The following is a 19,795-nucleotide window of genomic DNA, read 5'->3' on the forward strand; positions in this document are numbered from 1 at the left end:
AAAATTTTCAGCCATGTAATTGCATCCACACTCTAATACTTTGTTTCTGTAATTTCTTAATATAAATGGCTTTTAGATGCTCCTAAATTATTCTATCTTACTTAATTTTCTAACTACCTCATCCACATCACATTCCGATGGATTATCACCTATTGCGTCGCACACTTTCCGAACAAATGAAATGTCTTCTCCCATAAACTCTGCAATCTGTTCCGCTGTTATTCCTGCTGACAAATTTCTGCATATCAGTGAAACTTTTGCCTTCATTGCGCCATCTTTCACGCCCTCTTCATAATAATCCTCTTTCAGATGATTCATGGTTCTGGCCTCGTCATATTCCATTCTAAGCATGTCTGCCACCTCCGACTTATGCTCCAGCAGAAATTCCTTTAAAACATCATGTAAAAGGCAATACTCTATCGCCATATCCAAATCGCATCCCTTCTGCCGGAATTCTCTTATCTTTGCTACCATTGTAGCATATTCCTGCATAATTTTGCACTTGTTCATCAAATCTTTATTGTGGCCGTCGTTTATGTTGTAAACCGTTGCAGTCCACTCATACTCACCTTCACTGCACGGCATTATAAATGAATCCGAAAGTCGTAATATTTCTTTCTCTGCTCTTCTTTCTGTCCCATTATAAAATACAACATACTGCGGCGTCGGCAGCTTTATCATTTTTCTACGATATACATCCAAATCATTCTCCATTATAAACTTGTTATACAATTCCGCCGTATATCTAAATCCTCGCAATGGCATATTATAATTCCATGTGCTTTGATGTTCATAAATCGCTATTCTGTTGTCAATAATACAAGACACATCATTCTTCATCTTCATGTAAAATACATCATCTAATGTATTAATTTCCAAATCATCAGGATTGGTATAAGCCGTATCATTTAGCGCATTAAATAATTCCAACAGATTTTCTTTATATTTTTCATAGCCAAATAGCATCCGAAACACTCTGTCTTTATGTTTTATGTTAGCTTCCGCCATAAACCCTCCATATAAATTGCTCCAGTTAAAGCATCATAATATTTGTAAAACGTTTTATACGATTAATATATCATATTGTGTAAAATTGCGCAAATATATTTTATGTGATGTTTATTCACTAAATATGAACCGTATTTTATTACTATTGTAATAGATATTATAAATAAAAAAGTAGCGTTCTCATCTGATAAATGTGGCGCTACTCTGTATATTTCTTTTATTGTAAAAATTTGATTCTGTGTAAGCAAATCATGTACCTTTCTATATTCATTCCTTGCATTTAAAAGATTATCACTCACCATCTTTCCGGTTACAAATTCGTTATCATCTTCATCACTATTATGGCATAAATACTAAAACAACCAATCTTCTCTATATGAAAAAAGAACCAATACAGTGGTCCTTTTTTATCAACATAATATTTTTTGCTTTTGAATGTCCGATAAAAATGAATTATTTACAATATCCCTTTTCTGTTGCAAAAAACCATTAGCTGTTTTTTCTATTTCTTTTGATACCTTTATATATTGATTTGAATTAAGAATAATTTTCCCCTGCTCATCCACATCAAAAGATACAAAACGATATTCATCTACTCCTGACTTTAATGCCAAATCGACTAGTGCTTTCTTTCCTTTAAAACATGAAGGCAAAACTAATTCAGATAAATATGAGCTCAAACGTATTTCATAATCAAGTATTGTCACAATTCCGAGATATTCTGAATTCATTATCGAATGAAACAAATATTTCTCCATACGAATTACCTCCTCCTTTAATTATAAAAACTAGAACAGTGTATAATATTTATCAACTAATGTCAATCCTTTTAACAAATAATCCCTTGCTGTATCTATTGTAGTTATCACTGCAGTATCATAGTCATCTGCTGACCAATGACTATACGGATGTCGTATATTATGATATGCGTTATATAAATCATTCAAAAATTCTTGTTGCTTATAAGTTAATCTTGATAACGAGTTCGAATTACATTCAAATCTTCCAGAATCATTTTTATTAAAATAACTAAAATTATTCTTTCCATTTGCATTGCAAGTATTCAATTCCATTATATCTCCCAAAATTCTGTGTAAATAATATTCATAAGCTCGAAATATTGGTGTAATTAAAGAAGTATAATCTGGCATATACCCTGTCAACATCGTGTTATATACAGCTGAAAGTAAATTGTTATAATGCTTTTCACTTCTTGTTCCATTATAATGTGGTAACAACTGTTCAAATTTTATTTCTACTTCCTCCTGTGTTATTGTAAGAACATGAATATGATTAAGTGTTTCAATTACAGTATGTTCATTTTTCATCAACTCAATCGCTAGAGAGATTACCTTTTGAAAAAGTACTGATTGTTTTCCTTGAACATAAGAATTTCGGTTAGAATAACAGTTAATGACTACCTTATTTCTTGAGTCCGTAGCAAGAATACGCTGTTTACTTCCATTTACATTTACATCAATATTAACTGTTTCTTTATCACTAACTCCCAATTCCTCATTTTCTTCATTGATGCATTCTATAATAGTTTTCCAATCATCTCCTGAAAATCCTACAAAATATATAGAGCCATCATTATAAGTTTTATATCCCTTTTCTAACAATGAATTTTTAGCGAGTTTATCCGCCATTTCATTATATTCTATTCCTGAATGTGCAGAAACTTTACAAAACTCAATATTAATAAATGCTCTTTTTTCCTTTATAAATGCAACATATTTACGTGTTAAATTCTTTTTTGCCTTCCATGAGCCATCTGCCCACTTTCCAATTCCCTCATAATCATAATATATTTTTATATTTTCTTTTTTGTATGCTATCGCCCATTTTACTGCCTCTTTTACGCCCTCTAATTCGGCTGCAACATTTCGGAATTCAAGGAATTCCGTATTATATTGTTCTGTAAAAGCCTTATATAAATGTGTTTGTATTCCTTTGTCGTCTAAAATAATTACTCCAAATCCTGATTTTTTTGCTACTGAACTATAACTTCCATCTACAAATGCTATAACATCATTTTCTGTTAATTTACTTATCTCTTCTTCCACTTGATTATTAATTTCATCGACTGAATTATTGACATCTGTAGTTTTGTCTTCTATATAAGCACCTGTCATATACGCTTCAGCCTCTGCCATACTTCCAAAAGATTTAAATTGCGCTCCTGAAAATCCTTTTGTTTGTGCCTCGCATTCTGCCCATGTTTCATATATTCCCGGTTTCACACCACTTTTAACAGCATAAAATTTTTTCTTAGCCATATATCATTACCCCTTTTCTTATTTTTCTACATTAAAACACCATTATTTTTTTCCATTTTTATCTTATAATCCATTAGTCTAAGTAAGTATTCCGGCATTTTCCTATTACCCAATTCCCATTCTTGTACCGTTCTATATGGGATTTCAAAATATTCCGCAAACTCTCTTCGATTCATTCCTGTACTCTTTCTAAGTTCTAACAATTTATGCCTTGATTCCATTTGCAATCCTCACTTTAGATTTAATCATAATAGCAGAATATCACACTCATTGCGTATAGTCAACATCTCACTGTTTTATGTATTCCAACTAAAATAGCTACAAAAGGGATTTGAAGTTTTTGATGAATCAGTTTTTTTGATAGCTACTTCGTTTCTATCATTTTTCTTTATCATCCCATTTTCTTTCAATTTCGCTTAATGCAATTAAAACCGGCTTATATTTCTTTCTGGCTTTATTAACCTCCCCATAATACACACTCACAAAAATTATGCAAATAATCACAAAGCATATTATGCAAAACAATTTATAATTTATGACGTCTTCTTTTACAATTTCTTTAAATGTTAATATAAATCTTTTAGTTTTTAATTCAATATCACTATCTATATTGTTATCTGATACATATGTAAATGCCACTGTCATAACAGATATAATTACTGCAATTGTTGACATCCAAAAACCTGAAAAATTCAAGTCTATTTCTTTTTCTAAAACATATTGGTATGCAAGATATTTATTTCTATTATTACCAATTGTTTCTTTCATTACGCTAATATATTTTCCTATTTTCTTCTCAATATCATCTTCATCAACCTTTTCTATCATAGTATCAATTTCATCTTCTATACTATCTCTAGTTTTTTGTGATTTCGATATAAAAAAGTAATAAATACTAATTGAAACACTTATCGAAATGGTTACTACATTAATTATATTAAATTTACACCTCACTATGGTATTTATTATAACATTACCCATTGCAATTATAATACCACCTTTCATCCCCCATCTTAGTATCTTATGCATAGTTTTTTTCTTCTCTGCTACTATAGATTCATCCAATTTTCCTTTTTGATAAGCTAAATACCATATTACTATCGTAGAGATTATAATTTGATACGCATTGTTTATGTATTTATACGTATATGATGTAAATATAAATACTACTACATTAATTATCAAGAATTCTATTACCCTTATATAACTACTGTAATACTTACCTCTTCCCTTATCGTTCCCAGAAATATCATCTCTACTATTTTCAATGTTTAAATCTGTTTGCTTAGAATTAATTTTTTCCTTTTTTATCATACTTTTTACTGATTCGCTCCTTTGTTTTTTATTATTGTTTACTATTTTATTTTTTCCCTCAAACATACTGTATAATAAAATAGCAATTTTTATTGCCTGCATAATATTTACTGCTGTTTCAAACTTATCTGGAAAAATAACACTACTCAACATATTTAATAATGATATTGCTATTCCTATATATACATATCCTTTATTTATCCTTTTATCTTTTTCAAATATGCCTATATATAAAGATAATAAATTTTCAACTAATCTATATTTGTATGATAAGTATGTAATAAGCATCACCGAAGTCAATATTTGACCTACACTACTCTGTAACCACTCTGAAATAGGTGATGCTGTAAAAAGTAGACCTAATGTAGCTATAAATGAAAAAAATGCAACCTTATACTCTTTAAAGAAATTCTTTAACCACTTCAATATTTTTATCATATATATTCCTCCCCAATATTAAATTAAACCTTTGGAAAATTAAGATATAAATTACAGTCTTCCTATCGTAATTCATTATGAACTTCTTTAGATACCTATAAGATAATAAAAAAATAAGTCCTTCATAACTCCCCATTTATTTATTAATTATACATCATATTATATAAGCATTCAAGTTGAATGTACGATAGCATTTGTGTCAAGTAATCGTTGGCAACGTTCCTTTTTTCTATATGATTATTATCTGCTTTTTGTATGCCAAATAAACCCTTTTGGGTTGTTCTTTCCGTTTATTAACAGAATACTTTTTTAAATATTCTTCTTGATGTAATATGCACCGCATCTGTTAATGGTACATTTCCATTCATTAAGTCAACATATCTGTTTTCTTTTCGATACAATGCCTTCGCGAGATTATTAGTTCCTGATTTTTACCATCTCATTCTGCGTTGTTTCATTCTTAATGTTATTATTGTACAGTTCTGGTTTTCCTGACCCCCATTCCCTTATATACTATGCCTTTTCGCCATCCTGCGTGGTTGTTCCGTATATTCTCCAACTGTATTCAACAGTACCTTAAACTGTCTTTATGTTGTTTTTTTCTGCTTCCCATTTTTTATTTATTTTTGCCACCTAAAATTTTACACTAACATTAACTAACTTTTCCTACCAAAATTACTTATATTAAAGTCAACAACTCTTGTTGCCAGAAGTTGCCTTCTCAATTAATTTTTCTTCTTATGTTATTTATTTTACGCATACCCTACTTACTTTCTTTAAAAATAGAATACATATTATCTCTATTTGCATCATTATCCAAATTATATTGTAATATTCTATTTTGTCTATTAATAACATTAGTTTCAGAAAACAAACTTATATTTGGATATGGAGCATCAAAATCTAAATCTAATTCGACCATAATACTGTTATAATCTAATTCAAAATATTGCTTATATCCTTTATGATTTTTATTTGGAAAATTTTCTTTAAAATTAATATTGTACTTAGGTTTAAAGTAGTTTATTAAAGCTGCCTCAGCAATATTTATAATCTGATTCATCTGAGGTGGGTTTGCAAAAATATTAAAAAAATGTCTATCTTCTTCTATATTTGCAACATTTCCTCCATTTATACCATCCATTACTGAATTTAAAATAGGATTCACTTCTAATAGAAATATATATATTCTTTTGTCTGGATAGCGCATATTACAATCCGAAAGTATCGTTGATAATGTATTATGTGTTTTTAATCTATCCTGAGCTAACCTTTGTCCATTTTTTCCATAGGCCTGTCCTATATATAAAACTTCTAAATTCCATTTTCTGTTAAAACCAGCATAATTGCTTATTGCTTGTGAATCAATAGTTATAGTATTTTTATTTTCTAACTCTATTTCAATCTGTGTATACGGATACTTACAATTAACTTTCAATTTACGATGATCAATATCCCTATTTAAGCTCATTTTCACATTTTCAATCTCGGCCTCATTCCCATCAAAAATTCTATATATTATCAAACTAATACATTTTTTCTCCAAACAAATACTCTCTGGCTTAATAAATATTTTAGAACATGCAAGAATAAAATAAATATGATAATTATGTCCATCGTTGACTTTCTGCAACGACTCGACAGGAATCAATGTCTTATATCCTGTTGAAACATTTAATCCGAACTCTGCCATATATTTTCTCATTTTAATTACCCTCCTGTATTTTTTAACATAGAACACATTTTTCTTCATGCATTTACTATTTTCCCTCCAAAAACAATTATTTTATTCTAAATCTCGTAAATCTTATAACAAAACGAACACTCATTATCAATCGCCAGTTAAAGCATACTCTAATTTACAACTATAATTTCTCTATATCTTTCATAAATTTATCCAAAGGATTTTCTTTTGAAGCTTCGCCCTCAATATGATATTTCCATATTTCATCCTTTGTAACAAAATTGCCAATATTATCTATCGTAATATTCATATGATTAATAATATTCTGCATAGGCCAGTTATTCTTGAGCAAATATTTAAACATCCACTTTCTTATATTAGCCGGAGTTAGTAATTTATAAAAAATGTCGTTTTCATCAATATCTGTTAGTTTAGCCAAAATCTCATTAATACCACCCTCTCGCATAGGTTGCATATACCTTGTCCTTTTGCTTCCAAAAATATATATTGCATCCAGTGGTTGTTCTTCTCTTAATTTTTTCAAACTACTCTGTATATATTTAGGTATAATAAACTCTCTTTTTCCTCGTTTAAGCATTTTACAATCATTTGTAATATCTTCATTCCACCTAAGCATGCATAGATTTCTTCGCTCAATTCCAAAGTAAAATAAAATCAAAAAAATAGTCTTATCTCTTAATCCATTTCTACCCGCTTCCAAATACTTAATGGCTTTTTTTATTTTTCTCTCATCTACTTCTTCTAATTCCATTTTTTTACGCAATACCTTCTCACATCTATTTATCACAACATTACTACTAACATCAAATTCTCCATTGTCCGTTCTTTTTACAATAAAATCTTTAACATAGAAAAATTGGTTTTTTAAACTGTTAACTGTTGCTATCGTATCTTTTTGATCCACATATTGCTCGAAATCACTTAATTTTATTTCGTCGTAACGATTAGATTTATCACTTGACTTTATATTATTATTATTATCAAAATCATTTACATTGTTTATATAAAATGAAAAGAATCTTTTTAAAGCCGTATGATATGCATTCCATGTAATTTTTTTACTTTTAAACTCTGTATTTCTATACGTAATCATATCTCTAAAAAAACATGTATTTTTTCTTATTAATAAATTTTCATGTGTAAAATATTGAAAATATTCATCGTCTATTTTTTGGTTAAATGGTATTCTAAAAACTATCTTGTCTGATTTAAACTTTTCTTCTCCAGCAATAGTAACAATACTATTATTTAATAACCATACACCTTTTTTATGTAACAACATTCCCCAAGTATTATCAGCCATATTTTCAATTACTTTTGTCAATAAACTCAACGCCTTATCAACATCAAGCTCATAATAATATGAAATAATAAAACAATTACTAATATTGTATTGCAGTCTATCCTTAAGTATATTTTTTCCATCTATCCTCTCATATCCCATATTTTTTAGAAATATATTCATGACTAAATCATCTATCATTTTTTCATTTATATCTTTTTTTTCATCTGTAATTTCAGTTTTTATCTTTATTAACACTTCCTCAGGTTTCATATTGTATTACTCCTATATTTTACAAATATAATAACATACTTCAAAGTTATAATCAAACAAAACTTAATTTCAATCTGTTTTTATGCTATTATAAAAAAGTCCAATCAACGCCTCCTCCACTAAAGAGTTAAGCATCGACCGGACTATAAAATCAAAACGAAAATCTATCCGTTCCTATGTCTAAACTTATAAATTATATAATACGCAAGCCCTCCGACAGTTCCACCTAAAGTATTATAAACCAAATCCGATATCTGGAAGGTTCCAAGGTGAAACAGCAGCTGTGAAAATTCAATGACAAATGAAAAAATACCAACTGTTACGGTAGATTTCCATAAAACTTTTACAATTCTTACATCTTCTCCAATAATCTCATTCTTAAAAGCCCAAAGCAGAAGTACTACAAAAGGTATAAAAAGCACAAGATTTTCTATAGGTTCAGTAGATAATGATCCATCTGATTTATGTAATCCCCAGTCTCCTAATACATCACTTAACGGATCAAACCAAATATTTCTATTTAAAAAAGTTCTAAAAAGAATCATTGCAGAATAAAACATCAAAAGAAAAACTCTTCGAAAAGTAGAACTTTTCTTAAAATTTCTAACCCATGTTCCGAATATATTTTTAATTAGATTTCCTTTTTTCCATCCATGTTCCTTCACATAAAGAAAAACGAACATAGACACAAATGCCAAAAGCACTGCTGCTAAAAACGATTGATAAAGTGCTGTAAGTACACTTTTTATAATATTTGCAATAATATCAATTTCTTTACTCATAATAAACTTTCCTATATACTTTTTGTCTAATTTATATTCTTATGTAATACCTTATAAAATATCCATGGCAACAACTACTATAATCTTAAAATTCAAACAATTTTATATAAATTTTATTTTTAATATATTCAGACATTACCATCATTACGATTATTTCTCTAATAAACTTTTCTTTATTAACATAAGCATTTCATCTTTAGTTATAAACAAGTAAATCACAGTTAACATGCAAAAAAAGACTCCACCTGCAGCCACCTGTACAACAAGTGTCTTTATATAACATCCCATAATACTACCAATTTCTCTTACTATAGCCATCATACCTATTCCGATTCCCATAATAGGAACATATTTTACTATATATCTAATTATAGGTAATTCTCTTCGAACTGCTATTACCTGAATTATCATTACACTAAATTCTGCTACAACTGTACCAATTGCAGCTCCATTTGATTGATAATGTGGTATCAACATATAATTTATAAGGAAATTCAAAACAGCTCCAACAATTGTCGATATTACATATATATTGTCATATCTATTTGGAATCAAATACTGTGTTCTAACAACATTTGCCCAAGCAATAAAGAAAACACTAATTGACAGTAATGTTATAATCTGAGCACAATCTACAAATTCATTTCCCAGATAGACAGGTGCCAACACCGGTGCAATTCCCATTAATCCAAATGCTATCGCTGAACATAATATAGTAACAAGCTTAATTGAAGTTCTAATATATAAAACCGTCTTGCCTTTCTCACCTTTTGCTATTATATTCGACATTCTTGGAAGCATTACTGTTCCTAAGGCGGTAATAATTCCCATAGGAACATTAATAATTTTCTCTGCATTTTGATATAAGCCAACCTGTGTGTATGTAGACATATCTCCGAGCATAATTTTATCCATAACCTTATATATACTATATGCCAATACTGGAATAAACAAAACTAGTACTGGTTTTATATTTTTTAGGACTTCATTAATAGATACTCTAACAAATTTAACCTCTTTCTTTACATATATCCACAGATATACCTGACTAAAAAAAGTTCCAGCAGACATAATTAATGTATATTTCCATAAATCTGCTGGTGTATGCACAAAAATGAACATACAAATTATTGTACCAATTTTAATCAAAAGATTTCGCCCAATTGTAAGTTTGAATTTTTCTAATCCAAAAAACAACCAGGTAATATCAAACATTCCTGATATAACATACAATAACTGTATTAAAAAAATTAGTTCATTATTTTTAGCAAAGAAAATAGCATATATAATATATGCTAAAATTGCTATGATAAAAGTTGATACCTGTAATATATATATACTGCTAAACACTCTATTTAAAGACTCTTTATTATCCCTAACCGCAGCTACACTACGATTTCCATAATTAGAAATCCCAAGCATTGCCAGCATAAGGAAATAGTACGCAACTGAGTTTGTATATGAATAAATTCCTACTGCCGTTGCACCTAATGTTCTTGAAATATACGGTGCTGTAATTAATGGTAAAAAAATCAATAATACTTGGTATACAATATTATATATAAAATTCTTTTTAATAGATTCCATTCTCTGCCTTTCCTCGATTTATGTATAAATACAAAACTATATCTGATTTCTAATTTTTATTCATCAACTAATATTATTTAAAGATTCTTGAATAACTGTTTCTAAATTGCTTCCTATAAAGGCTATACATAAAATTAAAATCAAAAAATTTTGTGAATAAACTTCTGTTATGCAACATGTAAGATATCCACATATACATGAATTAATAATTATATATGATTTCAATTTTGAATATTTCTTGCATTTTTTTAATACTACTCTAAAGACATTAATATAACACAATAGCCCTATAATTCCCGACTGAATTAAAATTTGTAGGAAAAAGCAATGTGCATTTCTATCTTGTATAACAGTTGCCAACGTTCCTGCTCCATAACCTATAATCGGTTCTTTTCCTATCAATGCTAGAGCTTTATCCCATATGATTGTCCTACTTGATAATGTTAATGTTTTTCCAAGTATATTCTCTATTATAAAAGAAAAAATATATTGAATTCTAAATATAACTATAGATATTCCAACTACCACTACTATAGCCATTGCAATTCTAGGAATTTTATATTTTCCGGTAGTTTTTGTTATAATAAAAATTACCAACATCACACAACTTCCAACAATCGCAGTTGCTGAAGACATAAAATAGATATTTCCCAATAGTACAATTCCATACAAAATAACAAATTTTATGTTTTTTATTTCATATTGAAAAAGAGCTGTCATCAACGCTATCAAAAACATAGGTGTTAGCTGATTTCCCAACCCCAAAAACATATAATCTGCTTCTGTTCCGTAGATTGACATTGTTTGCCAAAGACCATTTGGAACTATAATCGCTACAACAAAATTAATCAAAAACAATGAAAATAACATCAAAGTTAACGCATCAAAAAACGCCTTGATATCCGTGTGCTTAGCTTCCTCCACCATAAATATTAATGTACAAATAACAATACTCTCTTTTGCATACTCCACTATACTCTCTTCATTTATAAATACAGATATTCCCCAAACAACAAAATACATTCCTATTGCCATATCTAATACAGAAATATAGTGTCTTATCACTTTTTTACCAAAGTAATAGATAAAAACAAACATCTTTAAAACCAATAAGAATATAGCAAATTTGCTGTTAATAATAGTATACACAACCTGAGATACTAAAATTGGGAATAAGCTCATCATATATATTAAACTATTCTTGTTAATTTTCATCTTTTATCATTCCTTTTTGAAAAACAATTTCCTGTTCAATAAAATTAATTGACTCTTCCACATACGGTTGTAACTTTTTATCATCATATTCTGGTACTTTTAATAAATCCTTTTCCAATGCTTCTTGTGTTTTAATATATCTTTCCGAAAGTCCCATCTGTTTTAATAAAAATGAAGCTCTGTCATCGTTCCCCCCATCTTTATTTAATCCAATATACCAAAAATTTTTCTTAAACACATACGAAAAAACACTACCATGAAACGAAGATGTCACAACCATTGTTGCATTTGAAACAAGTGACAAAAATGCACTTGGTCCACCCTTTGGTGATAATTTAATTCCTTTTCTTCTTAACCCTCTTCTTGCCCATTCTTTTCCATTCATAATATACACGGGCATATCATATTTTTCGCTCAATTTCTTCAATATATTTGCCTGTTCAGCTTTATAAGTCATCGCATACCAAAAGATATATGGACCTTCTATCATAGACTCATCCGTTATTTTAAGCCATTCCTTTTCACTTATCAATAGTGTCGGATCAACGCAAATATTAACTTTACGTCCTATTAGATTTTCAATCCATTTTTTTGCATTTTGCTCCCTAACTGATATTGCTGAAAAATCTTCGATATAACTTTTATACACATCCTTATTGCTTGATTCATTTGGATTTGAAGCGCCCAAACTAACAGCGTATGCGATTTTTTTAATATTTTCAAACGGAAGCATATAATTTTCATCAAAATCCATCGCATTAATATTCCAAACTTGATCACTTCCAGCTATGATTGCTAAATATTCAGATTCATCAATTTTTAAATCTTCACTTTTTCTGTATTTCTTACTTAATTTGTAATATTTTTTAAATTCATCGTATCCTTTTTCTGTCCTAGCTATACTTTTATAATGTGAAAGATATAATATGTCCCTCAACAAGTCCTTAAATGTCTTTGGCTTGCATAGTATAGAGTACATTCTTTGCTGTACCTCATTCGAATAATCTATAATCTCAGTATCAATTTTATATCTTTCTCTAAAAAAATGCTGTAAAGCATATGCCTGTAGCATAGAACCACTATTGTTAGAAGCATGAAATGTCATTATTCCTATTTTTTTCTTCATATCTTTATATAATTCATTATCTATATATTTAATGAACTATTCTCCTTTTCAATTCTTATAATACTCAAATAATAATTTTTATTTTGAAATTCTATTCCTTATCATAAACATAAAAATAACAGAACCATATTTTTTTTCCTTTAGTAGCGAGGCCATCATACGTTGTTTTGAATTAATATTTTCCATATTAATATTTTTTGTTATGACTGACTTATAAGGCTCCATCTGAATCATATTTTTTAAAATATTTTTTCTTTCGCCAAACTTCAACTTATTTTCTGTATGACATATATTTTGCCCACATACAATCCAAATGCTGTTAATTATCATACAATTAATTCTATTATTTATTTTTTGCTTTAAATCTATGTTAAAATCTTCACCTAATCTTTTATCTATCTCATATGTAAATATTTTCTCATTTTCCAAACTATTACTCTGAAATTTATGGGTTGCTGATGTATCTGTAGGTATATATTTATAAATCTCTTTGTTAAGAATAACTGCAGTTTTGCATTTTAAAGCAACATCTACATTAAAAAGCAAATCCTCTCCATGGAACAACTTTTCATTAAATCTAATCTTATTACTATCAAGCATCTCTTTTCTATATGCCTTTGCCCAAACAGCATTCATTTTAAATCCAATTGCGTTACTCTCACCAAGCACTTCCAACAGTAATTCATCTTTATTTATTTGTTTTCTATCCCATTCTTGTATTTTTTTTGTCCCAAAGGCAACAAAATCTATGGATGATTCAATACCATCTAACGCATTTATTGCATCACCCTGCACTAAATCATCTGCATCTACAAAAATTATCCATTCTCCTTTTGCGTTATAAATACCTGTATTTCTTGCATTACTCACGCCTGCATTTTTTTGATGTATAATTCTTATTCTTGTGTCATTTTTTGCTATTGAATCACATATAGATGCTGTTTCATCTGTGGAACCATCATCGACAATAATTATCTCATAAGTTCCATTCCAGTTTTCTATAATACTATCAATACTTTTTTTTATAAACTTTTCTCCATTATAAACAGGTATAACTACACTTACCATATCCAGTACTCCTTAACCAAAGATCTTGATTGCTACAAATACCAATCTATATTTTATGTTAAACGATTTATCAATAGCAAACTTCCAATCAACTTTCTTTATTCTGTCTGAAAGTTCCTTTTTGTAGCCTACATTTTCATCATCATTTCTTATCATTTTCCACAATGACAAACAATGTCTTATATATTGATGTTTATAACATCTATACACAGTTTTCTCTCCCCTAATCAGTGGTTTACTTAACAAATAGTCATATGCCTTTATAACTGAAAATCTTTTAGCACTAAATATATTTGCACTGGCACTTACACCTCTGTGTTCATAGTAATACAATGGTTCCAAAATAAATGCTGTGGTTATGTTCTTTTCCAAGAAATCAATACAAAAACATAAGTCTTCACACATATGAATATCATCTTTAAATTTTATATCATTTTTAATAACAATGTTTCTTTTAAATGCTTTATTCCATACAAATCCTCTGAAAGAATTCAATCCCGATATTAGTATAGCACTTTCACTCACATCATCACAAAATGGAGGAACCTCTTTTTCTACTTTGTTTACAATTCCATTATCTTTAAAATTGTACATTATCATTTCCGCTTTTGATGAACATTCAGAAATTTTTTCTAATAAATTTTTTTCTACATAATCATCCGCATCCACAAAGATAACGTATTCTCCTATAGCTCTTTCAATTCCTTCATTTCTAGCTGATGAAACTCCTTGATTTGTTCTTTCTATAAGCTTTAGTCTCTTATCTGATGTGCAATACTTCTTTAAAATATCTCCACTTGTGTCACTTGAGCCATCATTAATAAAAATCACCTCAAAATTTTTATATGTTTGACCAATTAAACTTTTTATACATCTTTCAAGAAATTGTTCTGCATTATATACAGGCACAATTATACTATATTTTACTGATTCCATTTCCTAACAATCCAATGCTTTCTTGTCTTATTTATGTAACATATCTATACATATGAGTATTTTTAACCATTAAATTTTCTTATGTAATATATACGTTTCATTTTCTCTATGAACTTGTCTTTTAAAGATATCTTCATAAACTTCAAACAATGTTCTTCTATGTTTTCATTATTAATATTATCAAAAAACCTTTCTCGTTTATCATTCCACTCAACCGAATTTTCTACCATAATCCCATCAAGTTCAACCGCCTTTAAAGTATCAATGGGATATTTTTTCAACGTCTTTAAGCCGTCTAAAATTTCTTTTCCTTTATTACTTTGTATTATAATATTGGTATATCCTCTATCATCATCCTCTATGTTTGCTAATTCAGACGCATGCCAACCGTCATAAAGTGTAAGGTCTGATTTATGCTGTATATGCTTAAAATTACATTCATAACATGATGGACGTGAACACAAATCTGAAAAAAATGCTTTAAGAAAATAATTAGTTCTTGCAGAACCAAAATATACTTTTCCATTTCCAAACACAACTTTCATTGTTCCACTGTGATAACCGAATGTTTTGTTTCTAAACCTTACATCAACTATTTTGCTTTTATATTTCTTTTCTAGGTACTCCACATATTTTCCCAAAAAAAGTGGAGATGGATTTCCACGACATATAACATCAATCGTTAATAAATTTTTGTAATCTCTATTTAAATAGCTTTTCAATCCTTCTACTTGACATGGTACTCCTGAAAAGCATACTAATTTACCACTTGTTAAATCTTCCTTTATCTTTGGAAAAATGTCTCTTATTTCACTTCTAACATATTTTGAGCATGGTATTTTTGATATTCTATTATCATTTTGAGAATCCACTCTAATATGCTTTACTACCTTTTCTTCATCTACAATTACTCCGTATACAACTCCGTCTTTCTGTAATACATATTCCATAATTGAAGTAAAAACACTTCCTGATGTTCCCGTCAAGAGAACTTTATCTCTTACATCTCTTGCCAAAATACTTTCAGGAATTCCCTTTTCATTTTCTCTTTTCTTTGTCATAGGGCATACCTGCTCGCATAATTTGCAATCAATACACTCAATTACGTTTACATTAGGATAAATAAATCCCTCATTATCTTCTTTCATGTCAATACATTTTTTAGGACAAATACTTGAGCATGCGGTACATCCGCAACACTCCTTTTTATTTTTTATCTCAATCACGAATTTTCTCCGTTTCACTCTCTATTATTGTTAACACATTCCTATTTAATATCAGCAAACGCCTCATCTAAATACTTATCTGTATCCTGTTTTAGCTTTCTAATTTTATCTGTTACCAACTCATAGTCTATATTTTCATTTAACTGTTCTTCTAAAGTTTTATTAGAGTTATATCTTCTTTCTTGTAAGCCAAGATTATTGCACAGAGTATCTATTCTTGAATTTTTTGAATTCTTTGATCCCGCTGCATATCGATTAAATACTATAAACTTTTTATTATTTATAATTGAAAAGCACGAACCATGAAATGAATCTGTACATACATACGCTGCTCCTCTTAATAAATTTATAAATCGTTCCGGTCCAACATCGTAAAGTGCAATATCTCCAAATGTTTCATCTTCTGGAATGTACTGATCTAAATGTCGTAGTACCACAATCTTATACCCTAATTTATTGGCTGCGGCTTCTACTTTCTTTCGATATTCGACTGTATTCCCCAAAAAGTATGCAAAAATATATTCTTCTGATATTTCATTCTTAACCGGAATCAATTCTTTCCATTGTTCTTTATCAAAATTAAACACTGGGTCTAAAATCACAGGGACCTCTTTTCCTATTAGTTCTTTTACGATTTGACTTCCTCTGTTTTCGCGCATGCTAATATAATCTAAACGTTTTAAATAATTTGCTGTTCTCTTAGTTTGATACCATGGAATCTGGCTTACTCCAAAACTTGATGCATAAGATATTTTTCTAACTTCATCAGGTACAAACATCAAATTATAAAAGTTTGTAGGCAGTCCTGCCGGTGACCAAAGTTGATCACTTCCTGATATAACTGCACTATATTTCTTTGCTCCCTTGCATAACTCCTTATACCCTACATACTCTGTTGAAAGTTTAATGAATTTATTTTTTTTGAACTCATCAAATGCTTTCATACGAATTGCATTATTTTCCGCAAATTCCGGGTGTTTCATCATCCCTTTTTTCTTTAAAAAAGCCTCATATTTATCCTTTAAAAGCACAGTATTCAACAATCTTGGAATTGATTTTATTTTTTTTCTTAAAGTTAGATTCTTTTTGTATCTAATTAATTCATATTCCATTTCTCTTGATTCTAGCATTTTTATTGTTGCAAATGCTTGTAACATTCCACCATAATTTTCATGAAAATATTTAATGCAAACACCTATCATTCTTTTTTCTCCTATCAACTCTTCTTTGCAAGTAACTGTTCATATATCTCACTCATTTGTTTATGTGAAATATCCATTCTGAATTCTTCTGCCTTATCAATACATGCATTTTTCATTGATCTTCTTAAATTTACATCACTTAATAATTTTATTTTATCTGCAAACTCATCCGCATTTAAAGGAGAACACAAATACCCTGTTTTTCCATCAATAACATAATCCTTTATTCCTTGCACTCTGCTACCAATAACAGGAACTCCTGAAGCTAATGCCTCAATTCCCGCAAGTCCCAATCCTTCCCTCAAAGAAGGTAATACTGCAATATCTGCACATTTATTAAGTTCTGGAATATCTTTTCTAAATCCAAGAAATTTTACTCTTACATTTTTTTCTTCAGCATATTTTTTTAAGAAATCATATGTTCCAAAATTAGTCATTGCCTTTCCGCAAATAAGAAAAACATATCTTTCGTCTTCTAACTTAGATAATGCTTCAATAATAACTCTATGATTTTTTCTCTCTGATAACTCGCCCACTTCCAAAACAGCAATGTCTTTATCTGTTAATCCTATAGAATTTCTGTAACTGTATCTATCTATTTTACATTTATGATATCTATCTGTATCTACACCAACACCATTAATATGATAAACTTTCTTGCAGGCCATTTTCTTCATTTGTGCGAAATCTTCATTATTAATAGTAATAATACCATCTGTAATATGTGAGCATATCCTTTCTATACTTCCATATACAATCTTTTTCTTTAAAGAACATCCCTTTGGAAAAGTTAAGCCATGTGTAGTATAAGCCACAACACATCCTTTTCTTCTCTCATGCATAGTTGCAATTCTCACAATTGCCCCCGGTATAGGCGTATGTACATGAACAAAATCAAAGTGATACTTTTTTATTAGTCTTTTATATTCTTTAAATGCTTTAATGCTTTCTTTACTAATCGGAGATGTTGATGAAAAATCAATTTGATGGAACATAACTCCAATAGAAGCAAAAAGTTCTTCTGGTACAAATGTTGACACTGAATTTCCATTTGCCGCACAATGCACTTCATATCCCATTTTTTGAAGCAATTTCATGTCAGATATCAAAAACCCCTTTAAGAATCCCCCTGTAGCTGCTACTATTAGTGCTCGTTTCATATTTTTACCTTTATTCTCCCATCTGTTTTGCAATATCTGCATCAACTATTTCTTCACCGCTCTTATCTTTAAGCTGTTCTCTTGAAGCGTCGCTTAATCCGTCATTAATTGTTGCGCACATATCACAAGTACTGCATTTATCCAATTCCTCTTTAGTTACCTTTCCATCTCTGTAATCACGTACAATTTTGTTCTCATACATGCTATATGGATGTTTGCTAAATAAAGCTTTAAACTTGTGTTTAAGTACCCAGAATCCAGGTTTCCAGATGTACTTGTGCATTGCTGGAGACACTGAACCTATCATCCAACAGTCTCTGTCACAGCAGCGAACCTTTGCTCTAACATGCTCTGCTTCAGGGCTATTCCATAATTCATCCCAGCTCTGATTGTTTAAGTTACCCATTACTTCTTTGTCTTTTGTTCCGTTACATGGCATTACATCACCATATGGATCAATAAAGAATGTGTCAAAACTCATATCACAAGGAAGTAATCTTTTCTGTCCATAAATATAATTAATAAGACCATGGTTAAAATATGCTCTCATCCATTTCTTAGGACTCTTTGATCTAAGTAATTCATTAATTAAATCTTCGAAATTCTTAGCTACCATTGGACGATCTTTAATTATATTTTTTGCTTCTACAAAATAGAAACTATTATGTAATGAAGCAGTTGCAAATTCCATTCCCATTTCATTAGAAATCTTATAAAGTGGTACTAAATCAGGTGCATTCTTGTCCTGAACTGTCATTCCGAAACCAACATCCTTCATTCCCATTTCACGTAATTTCTTAAGTGTTGTATAGCCTTTGTTATATCCGTCATCTAATCCACGGATTTCATTGTTTGTCTGTTCAAGACCTTCAATTGAAATACGGATTCCAATATTAGGAAATTCCTTACACAAGTCAACGATTCTATCCGTGAAGAATCCATTAGTTGAAATAACGATTCTATCACTCTTCTTATATAATTCTCTAACAATGTCCTTTAAATCTGTACGTATAAAAGGTTCTCCACCTGTTATATTTGTAAAGTACATCTTAGGTAACTTCTTAATTGTTTCAATTGAAATTTCTTCTTCCGGTTTTGATGGTGCCTTGTATCTGTTACACATTGAGCAACGTGCGTTACATCTATATGTTACAATAACTGTACCATTTAATTTTTTCTCTGCCATTACTTTCT

The 19,795-nt window shown here is 29.5% G+C and carries 17 protein-coding genes; all 17 read right to left on the reverse strand.

What is annotated here, in order from left to right; all coding sequences use genetic code 11:
* Window positions 1-87: 87 nt before the first annotated feature.
* The gene (locus DWX29_RS09275; protein WP_118565721.1) at window positions 88-1,008 is read right to left on the reverse strand and encodes a hypothetical protein; all 921 of its coding nucleotides are present in this window, start codon (window positions 1,006-1,008) and stop codon (window positions 88-90) included.
* Between the two features lie 410 nt (window positions 1,009-1,418).
* On the reverse strand, window positions 1,419-1,766 hold the full coding sequence (locus tag DWX29_RS09285) for a type II toxin-antitoxin system RnlB family antitoxin (protein ID WP_118565723.1): 348 nt from the start codon (window positions 1,764-1,766) through the stop codon (window positions 1,419-1,421).
* A 30-nt stretch (window positions 1,767-1,796) separates the two neighbouring features.
* Window positions 1,797-3,287 carry a viroplasmin family protein gene (locus DWX29_RS09290; protein ID WP_118565724.1) on the reverse strand — a complete coding sequence of 497 codons (1,491 nt, stop codon included), beginning with the start codon at window positions 3,285-3,287 and terminating at the stop codon, window positions 1,797-1,799.
* Between the two features lie 26 nt (window positions 3,288-3,313).
* A complete protein-coding gene (locus tag DWX29_RS09295) occupies window positions 3,314-3,508 on the reverse strand; it encodes a helix-turn-helix domain-containing protein (protein WP_118565725.1) in 195 nt (64 codons plus the stop codon).
* A gap of 157 nt (window positions 3,509-3,665) precedes the next feature.
* On the reverse strand, window positions 3,666-5,039 hold the full coding sequence (locus DWX29_RS09300) for a hypothetical protein (RefSeq protein WP_118565726.1): 1,374 nt from the start codon (window positions 5,037-5,039) through the stop codon (window positions 3,666-3,668).
* 763 nt (window positions 5,040-5,802) lie between these two features.
* Window positions 5,803-6,744, reverse strand: coding sequence for a hypothetical protein (locus DWX29_RS09305; RefSeq protein WP_118565727.1), 942 nt, complete (start codon window positions 6,742-6,744; stop codon window positions 5,803-5,805).
* A 160-nt stretch (window positions 6,745-6,904) separates the two neighbouring features.
* Window positions 6,905-8,299, reverse strand: a complete 1,395-nt coding sequence (locus tag DWX29_RS09310) for a site-specific integrase (RefSeq protein WP_118565728.1) — start codon at window positions 8,297-8,299, stop codon at window positions 6,905-6,907.
* Between the two features lie 164 nt (window positions 8,300-8,463).
* On the reverse strand, window positions 8,464-9,081 hold the full coding sequence (locus DWX29_RS09315; protein ID WP_118565729.1) for a VanZ family protein: 618 nt from the start codon (window positions 9,079-9,081) through the stop codon (window positions 8,464-8,466).
* A gap of 150 nt (window positions 9,082-9,231) precedes the next feature.
* Window positions 9,232-10,668 (reverse strand): flippase, encoded by a 1,437-nt coding sequence (locus tag DWX29_RS09320; protein ID WP_118565730.1) that lies wholly within the window; start codon window positions 10,666-10,668, stop codon window positions 9,232-9,234.
* A 63-nt stretch (window positions 10,669-10,731) separates the two neighbouring features.
* On the reverse strand, window positions 10,732-11,883 hold the full coding sequence (locus tag DWX29_RS09325) for an O-antigen ligase family protein (protein ID WP_022088938.1): 1,152 nt from the start codon (window positions 11,881-11,883) through the stop codon (window positions 10,732-10,734).
* A complete protein-coding gene (locus tag DWX29_RS09330; RefSeq protein ID WP_022088939.1) occupies window positions 11,873-13,009 on the reverse strand; it encodes a polysaccharide pyruvyl transferase family protein in 1,137 nt (378 codons plus the stop codon). The genes DWX29_RS09325 and DWX29_RS09330 overlap by 11 nt, the downstream gene beginning before the upstream one ends.
* A 78-nt stretch (window positions 13,010-13,087) precedes the next feature.
* Window positions 13,088-14,077, reverse strand: coding sequence for a glycosyltransferase (locus tag DWX29_RS09335; RefSeq protein WP_118565731.1), 990 nt, complete (start codon window positions 14,075-14,077; stop codon window positions 13,088-13,090).
* Window positions 14,078-14,089: 12 nt separating this feature from the next.
* On the reverse strand, window positions 14,090-15,013 hold the full coding sequence (locus DWX29_RS09340; protein ID WP_118565732.1) for a glycosyltransferase family 2 protein: 924 nt from the start codon (window positions 15,011-15,013) through the stop codon (window positions 14,090-14,092).
* Between the two features lie 62 nt (window positions 15,014-15,075).
* Window positions 15,076-16,239 (reverse strand): Coenzyme F420 hydrogenase/dehydrogenase, beta subunit C-terminal domain, encoded by a 1,164-nt coding sequence (locus DWX29_RS09345; RefSeq protein WP_022088942.1) that lies wholly within the window; start codon window positions 16,237-16,239, stop codon window positions 15,076-15,078.
* Between the two features lie 41 nt (window positions 16,240-16,280).
* Entirely contained in the window at window positions 16,281-17,441 is a 1,161-nt protein-coding gene (locus tag DWX29_RS09350) for a polysaccharide pyruvyl transferase family protein (RefSeq protein ID WP_022088943.1), read from the reverse strand.
* Between the two features lie 14 nt (window positions 17,442-17,455).
* Window positions 17,456-18,601: a glycosyltransferase gene (locus DWX29_RS09355; RefSeq protein ID WP_022088944.1), complete on the reverse strand. Its 1,146-nt coding sequence runs from the start codon at window positions 18,599-18,601 to the stop codon at window positions 17,456-17,458.
* A 10-nt stretch (window positions 18,602-18,611) separates the two neighbouring features.
* Window positions 18,612-19,787, reverse strand: a complete 1,176-nt coding sequence (locus DWX29_RS09360; RefSeq protein ID WP_022088945.1) for a radical SAM protein — start codon at window positions 19,785-19,787, stop codon at window positions 18,612-18,614.
* Between the last annotated feature and the right edge of the window lie 8 nt (window positions 19,788-19,795).

The sequence above is a fragment of the Eubacterium sp. AF19-12LB genome (assembly GCF_003479125.1).
Taxonomy (GTDB): Bacteria; Bacillota; Clostridia; order Lachnospirales; family Lachnospiraceae; genus Eubacterium_U; species Eubacterium_U album.